The sequence below is a fragment of the Bibersteinia trehalosi genome (assembly GCF_004346205.1).
Classification (GTDB): Bacteria; Pseudomonadota; Gammaproteobacteria; order Enterobacterales; family Pasteurellaceae; genus Bibersteinia; species Bibersteinia trehalosi.
The window spans coordinates 76,567-92,641 of record NZ_SMAM01000006.1 but is presented as its reverse complement, the minus strand read 5'-3'; the positions used below and the strand labels follow the sequence as shown (position 1 = coordinate 92,641).

At 40.7% G+C, this 16,075-nt stretch carries 16 protein-coding genes and 1 tRNA gene; 2 read left to right on the top strand and 15 right to left on the bottom strand.

Annotated features, from left to right (window positions below; all coding sequences use genetic code 11):
• Positions 1–20 precede the first annotated feature (20 nt).
• The 3 genes from EDC51_RS07445 to EDC51_RS07435 form a co-directional block, all read right to left on the bottom strand.
• Positions 21–446, bottom strand: a complete 426-nt coding sequence (locus EDC51_RS07445) for a universal stress protein (RefSeq protein WP_015431885.1) — start codon at positions 444–446, stop codon at positions 21–23.
• Positions 447–527: 81 nt separating this feature from the next.
• Positions 528–3,173, bottom strand: coding sequence for a TRAP transporter permease (locus EDC51_RS07440; protein ID WP_131928574.1), 2,646 nt, complete (start codon positions 3,171–3,173; stop codon positions 528–530).
• A 161-nt stretch (positions 3,174–3,334) separates the two neighbouring features.
• Positions 3,335–4,297, bottom strand: a complete 963-nt coding sequence (locus EDC51_RS07435) for a TAXI family TRAP transporter solute-binding subunit (protein WP_025267326.1) — start codon at positions 4,295–4,297, stop codon at positions 3,335–3,337.
• Between the two features lie 151 nt (positions 4,298–4,448).
• Between EDC51_RS07435 and EDC51_RS07430 the strand changes: the two genes are divergently transcribed.
• Positions 4,449–5,075 (top strand): YigZ family protein, encoded by a 627-nt coding sequence (locus tag EDC51_RS07430; protein ID WP_025267327.1) that lies wholly within the window; start codon positions 4,449–4,451, stop codon positions 5,073–5,075.
• 29 nt (positions 5,076–5,104) lie between these two features.
• On the opposite strand, the gene EDC51_RS07425 is transcribed toward EDC51_RS07430, so the two are convergent.
• The 9 genes from EDC51_RS07425 to EDC51_RS07385 all read right to left on the bottom strand — a co-directional run bounded on the left by EDC51_RS07425 (position 5,105) and on the right by EDC51_RS07385 (position 11,214).
• A tRNA-Asp gene (locus EDC51_RS07425) sits at positions 5,105–5,181 on the bottom strand.
• Between the two features lie 65 nt (positions 5,182–5,246).
• Positions 5,247–6,017 (bottom strand): DNA polymerase III subunit epsilon, encoded by a 771-nt coding sequence (dnaQ, locus tag EDC51_RS07420; RefSeq protein ID WP_025288955.1) that lies wholly within the window; start codon positions 6,015–6,017, stop codon positions 5,247–5,249.
• 87 nt (positions 6,018–6,104) lie between these two features.
• The gene (locus EDC51_RS07415) at positions 6,105–7,526 is read right to left on the bottom strand and encodes a sucrose-specific PTS transporter subunit IIBC (protein ID WP_025288954.1); all 1,422 of its coding nucleotides are present in this window, start codon (positions 7,524–7,526) and stop codon (positions 6,105–6,107) included.
• A 235-nt stretch (positions 7,527–7,761) separates the two neighbouring features.
• Entirely contained in the window at positions 7,762–7,947 is a 186-nt protein-coding gene (locus EDC51_RS07410) for a zf-HC2 domain-containing protein (protein WP_131928573.1), read from the bottom strand.
• Between the two features lies 1 nt (position 7,948).
• Positions 7,949–8,515, bottom strand: a complete 567-nt coding sequence (locus EDC51_RS07405) for a sigma-70 family RNA polymerase sigma factor (RefSeq protein WP_131928572.1) — start codon at positions 8,513–8,515, stop codon at positions 7,949–7,951.
• 53 nt (positions 8,516–8,568) lie between these two features.
• The gene (locus tag EDC51_RS07400; protein ID WP_131928571.1) at positions 8,569–9,279 is read right to left on the bottom strand and encodes an HvfC family RiPP maturation protein; all 711 of its coding nucleotides are present in this window, start codon (positions 9,277–9,279) and stop codon (positions 8,569–8,571) included.
• Between the two features lie 9 nt (positions 9,280–9,288).
• The gene (locus tag EDC51_RS07395) at positions 9,289–10,188 is read right to left on the bottom strand and encodes an HvfB family MNIO-type RiPP peptide maturase (RefSeq protein ID WP_172635297.1); all 900 of its coding nucleotides are present in this window, start codon (positions 10,186–10,188) and stop codon (positions 9,289–9,291) included.
• A gap of 180 nt (positions 10,189–10,368) precedes the next feature.
• A complete protein-coding gene (gene hvfA, locus EDC51_RS07390) occupies positions 10,369–10,728 on the bottom strand; it encodes an oxazolone/thioamide-modified RiPP metallophore HvfA (protein ID WP_131928570.1) in 360 nt (119 codons plus the stop codon).
• 30 nt (positions 10,729–10,758) lie between these two features.
• Positions 10,759–11,214 carry an HvfX family Cu-binding RiPP maturation protein gene (locus EDC51_RS07385; RefSeq protein ID WP_131928569.1) on the bottom strand — a complete coding sequence of 152 codons (456 nt, stop codon included), beginning with the start codon at positions 11,212–11,214 and terminating at the stop codon, positions 10,759–10,761.
• A 227-nt stretch (positions 11,215–11,441) separates the two neighbouring features.
• Between EDC51_RS07385 and EDC51_RS07380 the strand changes: the two genes are divergently transcribed.
• Positions 11,442–12,779 carry an anaerobic C4-dicarboxylate transporter gene (locus EDC51_RS07380; protein WP_015431874.1) on the top strand — a complete coding sequence of 446 codons (1,338 nt, stop codon included), beginning with the start codon at positions 11,442–11,444 and terminating at the stop codon, positions 12,777–12,779.
• Between the two features lie 135 nt (positions 12,780–12,914).
• Here the strand turns inward: EDC51_RS07380 and accC are convergent, their stop codons facing one another.
• The 3 genes from accC to EDC51_RS07365 all read right to left on the bottom strand — a co-directional run bounded on the left by accC (position 12,915) and on the right by EDC51_RS07365 (position 16,060).
• Positions 12,915–14,258, bottom strand: a complete 1,344-nt coding sequence (gene accC, locus EDC51_RS07375; RefSeq protein ID WP_015431873.1) for an acetyl-CoA carboxylase biotin carboxylase subunit — start codon at positions 14,256–14,258, stop codon at positions 12,915–12,917.
• Between the two features lie 115 nt (positions 14,259–14,373).
• A complete protein-coding gene (accB, locus tag EDC51_RS07370) occupies positions 14,374–14,841 on the bottom strand; it encodes an acetyl-CoA carboxylase biotin carboxyl carrier protein (protein WP_015431872.1) in 468 nt (155 codons plus the stop codon).
• Positions 14,842–15,007: 166 nt separating this feature from the next.
• Positions 15,008–16,060 carry an ABC transporter substrate-binding protein gene (locus EDC51_RS07365; RefSeq protein ID WP_231882697.1) on the bottom strand — a complete coding sequence of 351 codons (1,053 nt, stop codon included), beginning with the start codon at positions 16,058–16,060 and terminating at the stop codon, positions 15,008–15,010.
• Positions 16,061–16,075 lie beyond the last annotated feature (15 nt).

The window sequence follows — 16,075 nt, the reverse complement described above, 5'->3', positions numbered from 1 at the left end:
ATTGTATCTTAAAAAAAGACCTAGCGCAGAACTAAAACTGGTCGGTCAGTGTTACGTGCCACTTTTACAGTATTCGCACTTAAACCTTTCGCATTTGGTTTGCTGCTGGCTAGCATAATAATCAGATCTACATTTTTCTGTTCAGCAATTTGATTGATCTCTTCATAAATCGTGCCATGTGCCACAATGTGCTGAACTTTTGCTCCTGCGGGAAAATTCGCTTGAGTAAAAGCATGCAGTGCTTTATTCGCCTCCGCAACTACCGATTTATCAAAATTTTTCGGTAAAAATGCGGAGATAAAGCTGTCATCCATTGGCTCAATAATAGTGACTACACGATACACAGCATCAGGGCTATGTGCGGTTAATTGCTGTGCGGTTTCTACCACATATTTGGCTTGCGTTAGATTACTCAGATCTACCGCGAGAAGAAGATTTTTATACATTTTTTCTCACTTATACTGATGAGGTTAAATAACAAGCGGTCTATTTTGCAAAAAAATATGCAAAACAAACCGCTTCCTGAATTATTCCATTTTTCTACGGCGACGTTGATTCCATGCTACGCCAAAGGCAAGTAATAATGCAGGAATAAACATCAGCTCTTTGGGTAACGAATTCTGCGGAACCATCACGTCCAAAATCGTTTGATCCCAGTTTAAGCCTGCTTTTGCTGCCGGCGAATCCATCGCCACATTATCAATTAGAATCTTAGCTGTGGGTTCACCATCAATATCGATCGTCTCACCTGTATCTAAAAGTTCTAACCCTAACGCTTGTAGGCGAGCTTCACCTGTTTCCCCTTCTGGAACGGTAAATTGTGAATAAAATTCGATCTCTTTACCATAAGGGTTCATTCCTGATACTTTAAGTTTCATGTTCTGCCCAGCGGGGGTACTCGCAAGCTCTTGTACCAAGGCTGATGGTGCAATATGGCGTTCGGCAGGCGATACATATTCCATAAAGAAACTCGGGCTAAATAAGGTAAATGCCGCTAAAATCAATGCAAAAGTTTCCCACAGCTTATTCTTGGTAAAGAAAAAGCCCATCGTTGCCGCTGTAAAAATCAAGATTCCGATGGTTGCCGTGATAAAGACTAATAATCCTTTTGCCCAGCCGACATCAATTAATAATAAATCGGTATTAAAGATGAATAGGAATGGCAAAATTACCGTTCTCAAGCTGTAGAAGAACGCCTGCATCCCTGTTTGAATCGGACTACCACCAGAAATGGCTGCCGCTGCAAATGAGGCAAGCCCCACAGGTGGGGTAACATCAGCCATAATCCCAAAATAGAACACAAATAGATGCACGGCAATCAGTGGTACGATTAAGCCATTCTGTTTACCAACTTCGACAATCACTAATGCCATCAATGATGACACCACGATATAATTTGCCGTAGTCGGTAACCCCATACCGAGAATCAAGCTGAAGATTGCCACTAAAATTAGCATTAACAGAATGTTGCCCATTGAGAGCATTTCGATAATGCCTGCAAGCTGTACCCCAAAACCCGTAAGCGAAACCACACCAACGATAATACCTGCGGTAGCGGTAGCGATACCTATACCGATCATATTTCTCGCACCGGTTTCCAAACCGTCAATCAAATCTTGCAGACCTTGTCTTGCAAGTTGGAACTTATTGCCATTATCTTGACGGAAGAAACTCAATAATGGGCGTTGTGTTACCAAAATGGCTGCTAAAGTGAGTGTTCCCCAAAATGCAGATAAGCCCGGTGACATTTTTTCTACCATTAAGCACCACATTAGCACAATCACAGGTAGCAAATAGTGCAAACCTGCATTTACTGTCGGCTTACGGCGTGGCAACGTGGCAACTGGCGAATTTGGATCGTCTAATTCTAAATCTGGGAACTGTGCTACTCGGCGAATAAGCACTAAATAAAGCACTGCAAGAATAGAACACACAATCACAAAAGCGAAATCAGGGGTGATGGATTTGATCCAACCTAAGCCAAACTCCACCCCAATCGCAAGTAATACTGCGAGCAAGATGTAACTCACCATTTTTAATAACGTGATTAAAATTGGACTAACCGGCTCAACACGTTCTAAGCCTTTTAGCCCTAGCTTTTGTGCTTCTAAATGCACGATATAAACCAACGCAATATAGGAGATAAAGGCAGGCAAAAAGGCGTGTGTGATCAATTGGCTATATGGCAAATTGACATATTCGATCATTAAAAATGCCGCCGCCCCCATAACAGGAGGCATAATCTGTCCATTTACGGAAGAGGCGACTTCAACCGCACCCGCTTTTTCTGGGCTTAAGCCGACACGCTTCATCATTGGAATAGTGAATGTCCCTGTTGTCACCACGTTAGCAATCGAAGAACCAGACACTAAGCCCGTTAAACCTGACGAAACCACAGCAGCTTTCCCTGGGCCACCACTAAAGTGTCCAAGATAGGCAAAAGCAGTTTTGATAAAGTAGTTCCCTGCACCGGCTTTATCCAGTAGCGCACCAAATAATACGAACAGGAAAACATATTTTGTCGATACCCCAAGGGCTACACCAAATACCCCTTCGGTAGTGATCCACTGCTGGTTGATAATTTGGTTCAGCGTACCTGAACGATGGCTGATAATCCAGCTGGTTGGCAAGAATTGCCCAAAATAGTTATAAAGTAGAAACACGCCTGCAATAATCACCAAAGGTAAACCTAAACTGCGACGACAAGCTTCAAGCAGAAGTAAAAGCCCTAAGCAACCTGCAATAATATCTTGAGTAATAGGCGCACCAAAACGCGTCACTAAGCCTTCATAGAAGAAAATATAGTACGCCCCAAGAAATGCACCAAGGGTAGCAAATAGCCAATCGTGATAAGGCACGCGATGCTTCGGTGAGGTTGCAAATGCAGGGAATGATAGATAAGCCAAAAATAAGGCAAAGGCTAAATGAATTGAACGTGCTTTCGTATCATCAACCACCACATTCAGCTCTAAGCCCACATTACGCACCACTTCCTGCAACCAGAATGGAAATGGTGAAGTGTAATAAAGTTGAAATAATGACCAAATTATTGCGGTAACGACAATCAGTTTTTTCGTAAACCCTGTTGGGTTACGCCCTCCTGCATCATTGGAGGCAACCATATCCTGTAGATCATCATAGTTTGCCGTTACTGAATTTTCCTTAACAGACATAACACTTTCCTAAAAATGAGAAAAACAAGCGGATCGTTTTTGCCTATATTTTGCAAAAAATCATCTGTTTTAAACCGCTTGTAAGAAATGAAACGAGAGATCTAGGAACAGCGATTAAGCTGTTCCTATAGGTGAGCTAATGCTCGAGAACTTAGAAAAGACTATTCAATCCAACCTTTTTCTTTATAGTAGCGTGCTGCACCTTCGTGAAGAGGGACAGAGATCGCATTTTTGATCATCTCTTCTTGTTTTAAGTTTTCAAATGCTGGGTGTAAACGTTTAAAGCGATCGAAATTATCGAATACTGCTTTTACCACCGCATATACTTTATCTGAATCAACATCGCTAGAAGTCACCAAGGTCGCATAAACCCCGAAAGTCTCGGTTGGTTCATCTGCGCCTTTATATAACCCACCTGGAATAGTCGCTTTAGCATAATATGGATTCTCTGCAACTAATTTATCAATTGCCTCACCCGTTACAGGCACTAATTTTACATCGCAAGACGCTGCCGCTTCTTTTAATGCTCCATTTGGGTGACCAACGTTATAGGTAATCGCATCAAGATTGTTATCACACATTGCCGATGCCATTTCTGAGGCTTTTAATTCTGAGGCGACTTTGAACTCTTTTTCAGTCCAACCTTTTGCATCTAAAATGACCTTCATTGTTGCACGCGTACCCGAGCCAGGATCACCAACATTCACCCGTTTCGCTTTTAAATCATCAAAGCCATTGATATTCGCATCTTGACGCGCCATGATGGTGAATGGCTCTGGGTGAATCGAAAATACTGCACGTAACTTTTCATTTTTCTTACCATCAAAGGAGCTCGAACCATTGTACGCGTGGAATTGCCAATCTGATTGCGCAATACCTAAATCACGCTCGCCTGCTGCAATCGAATTTAAATTATCAACAGATCCACCTGTCGAAGGGGCATTACATTTTACATTGGTGGTTCGAGTATCACGATTCACTAACTGACAAATTGATTGACCAACAACATAATAAACGCCTGTTTGCCCACCCGTACCGATGGTAATGAATTTTTCGTCTGCCTGAGCAGACAATGCTGTTGAAGCTAAGGTTGCAACTAAAGAGAGTTTCAACAATTTTTTCATCTTAATGCTCCTTATATTTTAGAAGAGATAAAATAGCGTTTCCCACTTTTTGGGAAAAAACGCTATAGATATACTCGACTTTTCAGCGCTATGCAAACGGTTTATCATAGAAACATGATTTTGTTCACAGATATTTAACATACTAAACAAGATGGAATACTTTATCCCAAAGCAACAAGTCATTTTTGAAGAAGAAATCAAAAAAAGCCGTTTTATCACCTATGTTCGCCCCACAAATGGCATATATGAAGCCAAAGCATTTTGGGCAGAAATTAAGGCATTACACCCGCAAGCCCGCCACCACTGTTGGGCTGCAGTAGCTGGCGCACCAAACGATGGGCAGCAATATGGATTTTCCGATGATGGAGAACCCTCCGGTACAGCAGGCAAGCCGATGCTTAATTATTTACTGGGGTCTGGATTAGGTGAAATTAGTGCGGTGGTAGTACGCTACTACGGAGGGATTTTACTAGGTACAGGCGGCTTGGTTAAAGCCTATGGCAATGGCATACAACATGCGCTATTGAATGTTGAAAAAGTTCGCAAAGTTTTACGTCAAAACTACCGCTTGCAATGCGAATATGACCAATTTAATAGCTTACAACATTTGCTTGCAGAACAAGACATTGAAGTAGCTGAACAGCAATTTAGCGATAAAATTACGCTACTATTAGCAATAAATCCCGCGATTCTAGTAGAGTTTCAGCAAACATTAACACAACGATTTGCAGCAAAATTAGTTTTAGAAAAGCAAGAAAAAGAAAAAGCCTTCGAATAATCGAAGGCTTTAGCTCGTATTAAATAAATTGGCGGAACGGACGGGACTCGAACCCGCGACCCCCTGCGTGACAGGCAGGTATTCTAACCAGCTGAACTACCGCTCCGTGAAACGCGATAAATAATAAAGACTTATACTCTGTTCGTCAAATCTTTTTTATGCTATTCGCATTTAATGTTGCACATCTCTCTCTTCTGCCACTCGAGTAAGCCATAAGCAATTTCCTTTCGATTTCTTCGTCAGCAACTCTAAATATTGATTATGCGCTGCTAACTCTTCATCATCTAATGCCAACGTAACAAGTCCAGTATTATCCAGCACACTATAACGTTCTTCAGCCATCGCAGATAGTCCATTATCTGCCTGATCTTGTTCATCCTCACCAAGCAATGCTATCTGTCCGCCTGTCATCATGAGGAAAACATCAGCAAGAATTTCCGCATCCAGTAACGCGCCGTGCAAAACACGCTTACTATTATCAATGCCTAAACGACTACACAATGCATCTAAATTATTTTTCTTACCAGGATACATTTTGCGTGCGAGTTGTAAACTATCTGTCACAATACACATTTCCGCCGTTTTTGGTGGAGGGTTTGGTAAAAATGAAAACTCATGATCCATAAAACCAACATCGAAGGGTGCATTATGAATCACCAATTCTGCTCCTTTGATGAAAGCAACAAATTCATCCACGATTTCAGCAAACGTGGGCTTATCTTGTAAAAATTCATTGGTAATGCCGTGTACTTGGATAGCTTCTTCTTCAACCAAACGAGGTGGCTTGATATAAACATGGAAAGTTCGTCCGGTTAAACGGCGATTAATTACTTCAACAGCCCCAATCTCAATAATGTTATGCCCAATATGCGGTGCGCCACCAAAGTTCATTCCTGTGGTTTCTGTATCTAGTACCACCTGACGAATAATCTGCTCGCTCATACTATTATCCTTTATCAAAATTTACGGAATTATAGCCTAAAAATAAAAAAGCCCCCAGAGGGGACTTTTTAGATGAATTTTACAAAATTACGCTTTTGCATTTGCACGTTTAACCATAATCACAGATAAGCTAAATGCAACAATAAATGAAATAGCCATACCAATTGAATACATAGCAAGGCTATCTGGTTTAATTGATGGTACACCTAAGAAACCAGCAGCACCCAATGCTTGCGCTTTTACATTAAAGAAGGCAATAAATGCACTAGATAAACCTGAGCCAATCATTGCAGCAATGAATGCTTGACGATAACGTAAGTTTACCCCGAACATGGCAGGTTCTGTAATACCTAATAGCGCAGAAATCCCAGATGGTACAGCTAAACCGCGAACTTTCGCATCTTTTAATGCAAACGCCACGCCTAAACACGCTGCACCCTGTGCAATATTAGACATTGCAGCAATAGGGAAGATAAATGTACCACCTGATAATGCCATATTAGAAAGTAACTGCGTTTCAACGGCAATAAAGGTTTGATGCATACCTGTGATAACAATTGGTGCATAGAACGTACCAAATACACCACCGCCAATAAAGCCTAAGGTATCATATAACCAAGTTAGACCTTGTGTAATAAGATCACCTGCTTCACGTCCTAATGGACCAATCACGGTAAAGGCTAATACCCCAGCAATGAAGAGTGAGAACATTGGTGTAACAAGGTTATCTAAATAACTTGGCACAAATTTACGGAAAGTTTTCTCAAGTGTCGCTAATACCCAAGCAGATACTAACGTTGGAATAACAGTACCTTGATAACCCACACGTTCAATTTCTAAACCTAAAACATTCCAATATTTGATTTCACCTTTGGCGAGTGTTAAGGCATAGTTCCAACCATCAGCTAATGCAGGGTGAACTAACAACATACCGAGCGCAGCCCCTAAGAATGGGTTACCACCAAATTTACGCGTTGCAGAGAAACCTAGTAATACTGGCAAGAACACGAATGGCGCATTTGCAATAGTATTGATGAAATCAACAAGATCCGCAATATTTGGATAACGGCTCACGACCGATTCGCCTTCCCAGAAGAAACCGTTTGCCGTCAGCATTGAGTGAATACCCATTAAAAGACCGCCCGCCACAATAGCAGGGATAATCGGTACGAAAATATCGGCAAGGCCTTTCACTAAGCGTTGTAATAATGGCTGATTTGCAGCACCCGCTGCGGCAACTTCAGAAGTACTCATATCGCCAATGCCCATCTGTTTTTGCATTTCGGCATGGACTTTATTGACTGTTCCGGAACCAAAAATAATTTGGTATTGACCAGATGTTGAGAATTGGCCTTTCACACCGTCAATATTTTCAATTGCTTCTTTATCTACTTTGCTTTCATCGGCAAGTGTTAGACGTAAGCGAGTGGCGCAGTGTGCAAGCGTTGTGATGTTTTCTTTGCCCCCAAGTTTTTCAATCACTTGTTGAGCGATTTGAGGAAAGTTCATAAGTTCACCTATAATACTCGTAGAAAGTTAAAAAGTAACCGATTGCATTCTAGCTAAAACGTTTTAGTAAAGAAAGGGAATTTTGCTAAAACGTTTTAGTTTTGTAATCTAGATCACATTTTTAGCAGATTTAGCAAAATAAACAAGCGGGTGAATTTTATAAAAAAATCACAAAAATCAAAGGGTTAGACCTAAAATCAGTCTAACCCTTTATTTTACTTTATTTAGCGCTATTTTACTCTTTCGAGTTATGTTCAGCGAACTCTTTCATCATCTGATCAAGTAATTGATTATTTTTCGCGAAGCCTCTACATCTACCACACACCATTAAGTGAACTTTAAGTTGCAATTGCTGTTTAAAACGCAATTTTTGTTCACAGCGCAGCGATAATAGCTGAGTAGCTTCTTTACAATTTAACATGTTATTCTCCAAACCATTTCTGGGTTAAGCAGACTTGCAGTTGTAATCTAGCACGATAAAGTAAGGTATGCACATTAGCGCTTGATATTTCACACGCTTGGCAAATTTCTGCAGTATCCATCTCTAAATGGCTACGCATCATAAATACTCGCGCTTGCATGGTCGGCAGATTACTCAAACAAGATTCAAACACTTGCCAAAATTGCTTGGAATAAACTCGCGAATCACACTGCCGCCATTCACTCGAATGATAAAGATCATCATTCCATTCCCCATCAGAGCGGAAAAGTTTTTCGCTGAGATCATTATCATCCTCTTCAAGTAATTCTGACACAATGATTTCTCTATTTTTACGTCGTAGTACATCAATGATTTTATTTTTCAAAATAGCAAAAATCCATGTTTTTAATGCTGCTTGTCCTTTAAATGAATCTGCATATTTATAAGCACTAACAAAGGCTTCTTGTACAGCATCTTCGGCTAATTCACTATTCTTAAGATGAAGTGTAGCAAATTTCACCATTTGCAAACGGATTGTTTCTAATTGGGATTGGGGAATTGTTTTCATTATTCTCTCTCTATTCTTTTACTTTTCTTTGCCTGTGCAAAAAAAGTAACAAATCAACACGGGTAAACTACCTCCGCATTTACCCATTTTTGCCAAATCTGCCTTAAAACCATTTTTAAGGCAGGATTTTGCTCAGTAAATGCACTTAATTCATCCAGTAATCCATTTAGAGAGTTTGCCTTTTCTTGTAAAGAGGTCAAAAGAAAGAAATCCAATTCTTCTAAAGTTTGGTAGTAAATGCCAAATTCGCTATCTCGCCAGATCAGCACATAAGTCGGTGCTTTTTCAAATTGTTGAAAACCACTATGCAGAAAATTTACCCCGTACTGGCGCAACTCTGCCGCACTGGAAAATTGCATAATAGTATCGTTATCCCATTCGAATTCGGCAGGCACATTAGCCATCGCGACTTCTACGGCAAGTTGGGCGTTTTCAAAATCCATGAGGGCTAACAAATGCGGCTCAACACACTGCGTTTCTCGACAAAATACTAAGAATTCAGCGGCAATATCTTGGAAAAAAGGCGAGTGTGCTTTACCTTCACGCACAAATTTCTCTTTGATTGCCCACCAATCTTCGGCACTTAAATGCTTTGCTAATTCCACATAGCAGCGATCAATAAAACCCAGTGTATTATTCCGAACTAAACGTGCATACACTCCCAAACGTTGCGGCGAAATATTACCACTCATTAAGCTAGCATCATTATACCGAATCGCATTGGCAAATTCTGTTTGAGTTTCTTTTAATGATTTCTGTAACATAACTCACTCCTACTTGGCATATTTCTGCTGCAACGCCGCAATATGCTGAACTTCCCCAAGCAATTCTTGAAATGGCGGAAAATTGAAATCTCGTTCCAATAATGTCGGTGGAATATGCGGTAAACACTCATAAGTGTATGCTAATAAATCCCATACGCTTTTCTGCACCGTTTCGCCGTGTGTATCCACCAGCAAAGTCGGCAGATGACGCAGCTCACCTTTCACCTTATTAAATGACTCGCCCTCTGTCATTCTCACGGCCTCTGCCGCACCATGTTCTTCATCGTGCCCAGCGATATGAATATAGTCCACCCGCTTTTTATCCACTTTATCTACAAACACAAAGGGATCTAATAGGCCGTGATTAACCCCATTCACATAAATATTATTCACGTCCAAATGGATACCACAATCGGCTTCCTGTGCAATGGCATTAAGAAATTCCACTTCGTTCATCGTACTTGTCGGTGAATGGAGATAATAGGAGGTGTTTTCTAGCGAAATCCGCATACCAAGATAATCTTGCACTTGCTTAATACGATTTGCCACATGATGTACAGCTTCATCAGTAAATGGCATTGGCAATAGGTCATACAAATGTCCTTCGCATTCGCAGTAACTTAAATGATCGGAAAAAAAGAAGGAATTATACTGCTGTTGCATGGTTTTAATTCCTTTGAGCAATGTCATATCCAATGGTGCTTGCCCACCTAAAGAGAGCGATAACCCGTGAATAACCAAAGGAATTTTCTCCGCGACTTTATCAAAGTTATAACGCGCCTGACCACCCATTTTGAGCCAGTTTTCCGGCGCGACCTCCATAAAATTGATAACACTATTATCTGTTAAATTTAAAAAACCATCCGCTAAATCACGGCGATAGCCCAAACCTGCACCTTGAAATTTCAGCATTATTGTTCCTTTAATAATTTGCAAAAAATAGAAAGATTTTGACCGCTTGTAAACCACCTCACTATCCCCACTTTTTTCAATAAGAAGTAAACTACCTTCTGATAAAAAATGGCGAACATGATGTCTCCTTTGAAAATTTACCCCCTCTTTGAAAAAGAGGGGGTTGGGACTTAAAGATTACTTACTGGCGCCACACTTACCTTCGCCACATTTTCCCTCTGCCGCTTTTGGTGCTGCAGGTTTCATGGCTTTTTTATTACTGTCAGCTACTGTCGCTCCACATTTGCCTTCGCCACATTTTCCTTCGGCTGCCTTCATACTGTTTGTTGCGCCACACTTACCTTCACCACACTTACCTTCAGCGGCTTTGGCTTCACTTGTCGCGCCACATTTTCCTTCACCACATTTCCCTTCGGCTGCTTTGGTTTTCATCATTTTGGCTTCCATTACATGCTCAGTCGCATGAGTTTCTGCATTTACATTTGCTGTTGCCATTGTTAATGCACCGGCTAGTGCCATTAAAGTTGCTTTTTTCATGAAAAATTCTCCATAGTGTTGAGTTCAAAATTAAAGGAATTTCAACCAAGATCTGCTTGGCTGTTTTTTCTGTAACAGAAAATCAAAAGATAGTGCTCCAGCACCTTGCATTAATAGCGGCAATAACGTGACCAAATAAATTAATGCCATTTTGTAACCATTACTACATACGTTGTAGCCTAATCCTGCGTGTACCGAATACCAGGCTACTGAAGTTAAAATCATCAAACTGATAGCACTGATGCGAGTGAATAATCCCAGAATAAGCAAAATAGGTAAAAATAGTTCAGCACTCATCGCTGTAAACCAATTCAGATCGGCGGGTAATAAATTGAAAGGAAAAGGAAAGTTATCCTCAATCGCAGAAAACCAGTTTTCACCATGTAGCTTTTCCCACCCCGCCTCAAAGAATTCATAGGCAAGAAATAAGCGTAAAACCAGTAAACCAGCTCCTTGGGTAACATTTTTAACAGTGTAACAGGACATAAAAACTCCAAAATTGTGCTAATGGAGTATTAGACGGGCAAGTAGTTAAACTCTAACAAGAAGTTGTAAAAAAATTTGCATAAAATTGTTATTGGGATAGTATGTTAATTTTTTGTAAACAGAAATTAATTCAATAAAAATTTGATTTAAATAAAGTTTGCCCCTTTTGTGAATAACATAAGCTCGCTAGAATTTATGCTATCTTTTTTATATTTTATGAGGTCTATATGCTCTATCTTGAATTTTTATTCTTGTTAGTAATGCTCTATATTGGTAGCCGTTATGGCGGCATCGGTTTAGGCGTAGTTTCTGGTATCGGTTTGGCAATAGAGGTATTTATACTGCGTATGCCATTGGGCAAAGCCCCTGTCGATGTGATGTTAATTATTCTGGCAGTTGTGACCTGTGCTTCTATTTTAGAAGCCGCTGGCGGGCTAAAATTTATGCTACAAGTTGCCGAAAAAGTGCTACGCAAAAACCCTAAGCGTATTACATTTTTAGGGCCTCTAGTCACTTACATTATGACGTTTATGCTTGGTACCGGTCACTCTGTTTACTCTGTTATGCCAATCATTGCAGATGTAGCATTAAAAAATAAAATTCGCCCTGAACGCCCAATGGCCGCAGCCTCTGTCGCTTCACAATTAGCCATCACCTCTAGCCCGCTCTCAGCTGCTGTAGTTTATTATCTCGGTCAAATTAGTGGCTTACCAGGTTTTGAACATGTTAGCTTACTAAGCATTATTGGGGTTACAGTGCCTGCAACCCTTGCTGGTACGATTGCTATGTCGCTCTATAGCTTACGTCGAGGAAAAGAATTAGAAAATGACCCAGAATATCAACGCCGCTTGCAAGATCCTGTATGGCGTGATCGCATTGCTAATACAACCAGCACCACATTAAATGACACCTTACCTGCCGGGGCAAAACAAGCGGTTTATCTCTTCTTACTTGCACTAGTAGTGATTGTGGCTATCGCAATGTTCCCTGAAATTCGTACCGTAGGCGAAGGTGAAAAAGTGAAACCTATTGGTATGTCATTAATCATCCAAATTATGATGCTCTGCTTCGGTGGCTTGATTCTCATACTAACCCGCACGAATCCTCAAACAGTTCCGAATGGTGTAGTATTTAAATCAGGTATGGTAGCGGCTATTGCAATTTTCGGGATTGCGTGGATGTCCGATACTTATTTCCAATATGCAATGCCACAATTTAAAGCTGGTATTACAGAGATGGTAGAAAACTACCCTTGGACTTTCGCTTTCGCGCTGTTTGCCGTATCGGTAGTTATTAACAGTCAAGCTGCAACTGCAGTAATGATGCTGCCAGTCGGTATCGGCTTAGGTTTACCTGCACCGTTATTAGTTGGTTTAATGCCTGCAACTTACGGCTACTTCTTCATTCCAAACTATCCGTCTGATATCGCAACAGTAAACTTTGACGTAACAGGTACGACTAAAATTGGTAAATACTACTTCAACCACAGCTTCATGGCGCCTGGTATTATCGGCGTAGTAACAGCATGTGTAGTTGGTATTGCTATCGCCAATGTGCTTATTTAAGGTCTAGCTAGGCTTAATAAGCAGAGCCTGCCTAAATCTCAAAATGAAAAACGCCAATTGCATATTTGTAATTGGCGTTTTTGCTTTAGTAAGCGGTCGATTTTACGTCTTCTTTTGCAAAATCAGGCTTGGGCATTATTTCAAGCCTAGTTTCTTCTCTAAATAGTGAATATTTGTGCCGCCCTTACGGAAATTCTCATCACTTAAAATTTTATCATGCAATGGAATATTGGTTTTGATACCTTCAATAATGCTTTCTGACAACGCATTTTGCATACGTGCAATCGCAATATCGCGATTTTCAGCATAAGTAATCAATTTACCAATCATTGAATCATAATGTGGTGGTACAGAATAACCGGCATAAATGTGTGAATCCCAACGAACACCTAATCCCCCTGGAGTATGTAATCGATTGATTTTACCTGGTGATGGCAAGAAGGTATTTGGATCTTCTGCATTAATGCGGCATTCAATCGCGTGGCCACGCACTTTAATATCTTCCTGCTTAATTGAAAGTGGCAAGCCCGCAGCAACGCGTAATTGTTCTTTAACCAAATCAACACCAGTAATCATCTCTGTCACAGGATGCTCTACCTGTAAGCGGGTGTTCATTTCAATAAAGTAAAATTCTCCATTCTCGTATAAGAATTCAAATGTACCTGCACCACGATAGCCGATTTCTTTACATGCGTTGGCACAACGCTCACCGATATATTTACGCAGTTCCTCAGTAATACCAGGAGCTGGAGCTTCCTCCACCACCTTTTGGTGGCGACGTTGCATAGAGCAATCACGTTCAGCTAAGTAAACCGCATTTCCATGGGTATCGGCAAGAACTTGAATTTCAATATGGCGTGGATTTTCTAAATATTTTTCCATATACACCATATCATTATTAAATGCCGCTTTTGCTTCTGCTTTCGTCATTGCAATAGATTCTTCTAGATCGGCTTCGTTATGTACTACTCGCATACCACGGCCACCACCGCCACCTGAAGCTTTAATAATCACTGGATAGCCAATACGTTTTGCGATCTCTTTATTTTTTGTTGCATCATTGCCTACTGGACCATCAGAACCCGGTACACAAGGTACGCCTGCTTTTTTCATCGCATTAATCGCAGAAACTTTATCCCCCATTAAGCGGATAACGTCAGCAGTTGGACCAATAAAAATAAAACCAGACTGCTCAACCTGCTCAGCAAAATCTGCATTCTCAGATAAAAAGCCATAACCAGGGTGAATTGCATCTGCACCGGTCACTTCTGCAGCAGCAATAATTGCTGGAATATTTAAATAACTTTTAGTAGAAGGTGCAGGGCCAATACAAATCGTTTCATCAGCAAGTAAAACGTGTTTGAGTTCTCGGTCAGCAGTAGAATGAACAGCAACAGTTTTAATACCTAACTCACGGCAAGCGCGCAGGACACGCAAAGCAATTTCACCACGGTTAGCAATCACAACTTTTTCTAACATAGGGGTTTCCTTTTAAATGGAACATTGAAAATTGAAAATGGATAATGACAAGCGCCCAAATTTCAAACGAAATTTGCAAATTGTCGATTATCCATTCCCCTTTTATTTCATAAAATTATTCAATAACGAACAGTTTTTGATCAAATTCAACCGCTTCACCATCATTGACTAAAATTGCTTTAACCACACCTGCTTTGTCAGATTCGATACGGTTCATCATCTTCATCGCTTCTACGATACAGAGCGTGTCGCCAGCTTTCACTGTTTGACCAACTTCAACGAATGGAGCAGCCTCTGGGCTTGGACTACGGTAGAAAGTGCCTACCATTGGCGAAAGAATTGCATGTCCGCTCACTTCAGCACTTGGCGCAGAAGCTGCCTGTGGTGCACTAGCCGCTGGTGCAGCCGCTGCAACAGGTGCTACGGCAGGTGCAGCTTGCGGTGCTGCAACATATTGTACCGCAGGGGCTGCTGGAGCCGCACGACTAATACGCACAGTACCCTCTTCTTCAGTCACTTCTAATTCAGTGATACCTGATTCTTCAACTAATTCAATAAGTTTTTTAATTTTGCGAATATCCATAATGAGATCCGTAGTAAATGCTAAAAATGAAAATAGAAAATCAGCGCTAAAAAAGCACTGATTAAAATCTTGCGTAGATTACCCGAATTTCGGCAATTTTGCGATAAAAATCTTACAAAATGCGTGAAAATCGACAGAATTTGGTACTCATCGTATCAGTTAATTACTATTTGATTTTAACTTCTTTGAGCCATTTCTCGGTTAAACGCTTACCTTCTTCACTTGTCCCAAAACGATCAAAATCCATTTTAATTAGATTTAATGTTTTTGGATCGACCGATTGTGGTGCTGCCTCAGCATTGACATTCGTTGGCAGTTGGTAAACACCGACTTCACGCCATGGAATTTCTTGCGCCTCAGCCCCTAATACCCAATCAATAAACAATTTTGCATTATCTAAATTGCGTGAGCCTTTGATGATACTTGCCCCACCTAACGAGTAACTATCCGCCTCACAAGGCAAGATCGCTTCAACTGGTGCGCCATTTTCTTTTTCTGTGGCATAGTTATGGATAAAACCAACGCTTAATGCACTTTCACCACGAGCAAGATTTGAAGTCACTTGCGCACTTTTTACATATTGTGAAACATTTGCATCAAGCTGTTTCAAAAATTCAAATGCTTTATCTTCACCCCATAATTGAATCAATGTGGCAATTGCAGTATAAGTCGTGCCAGATAATTGGGGATCTGCCAGTTGAATATGCCCTTTTAATTGTGGATGAGTCAAATCTTTCCAACAGCGTGGATACTCCTTAATCCCTAATTTAGCGAAGACTTCTGTATTTACGCCAAAGCCTAGCACTAGCATATAAATAATCGAGGTAAAATCGCCTTTTTTCTCCAGCAATGTTTTAAATTGAGGTAGGGTCTCTTGCTGCATCGGTGAACGATATTTTTCTAATAGCGATAAATCTGCTGCTTGGAAATGCTGCTCAATTGTTCCACCATACCAAACATCCGCCTGAGGATTATTTTGCTCAGCTTTAATTTTAGAAAGTGTAGCCCCCGTGCTATTACGCACAAATTTCGCATCCACATTATATTTTTTCGCAAATGTCTGGGTAATTTTTTCACAGGTTGCATTTTGTGCACTGCAATAAATAGTCAGCTTGCCTTCGGCTTGAGCATTATTTGCCAAGCTCGTGAATGCCAAACAAGCGCTAAGCAAGCTAACCCTCTTCTTTAACCCAAATTTCCTCGCCATGTTGTGTTTCATATTTGTTCCCCATTT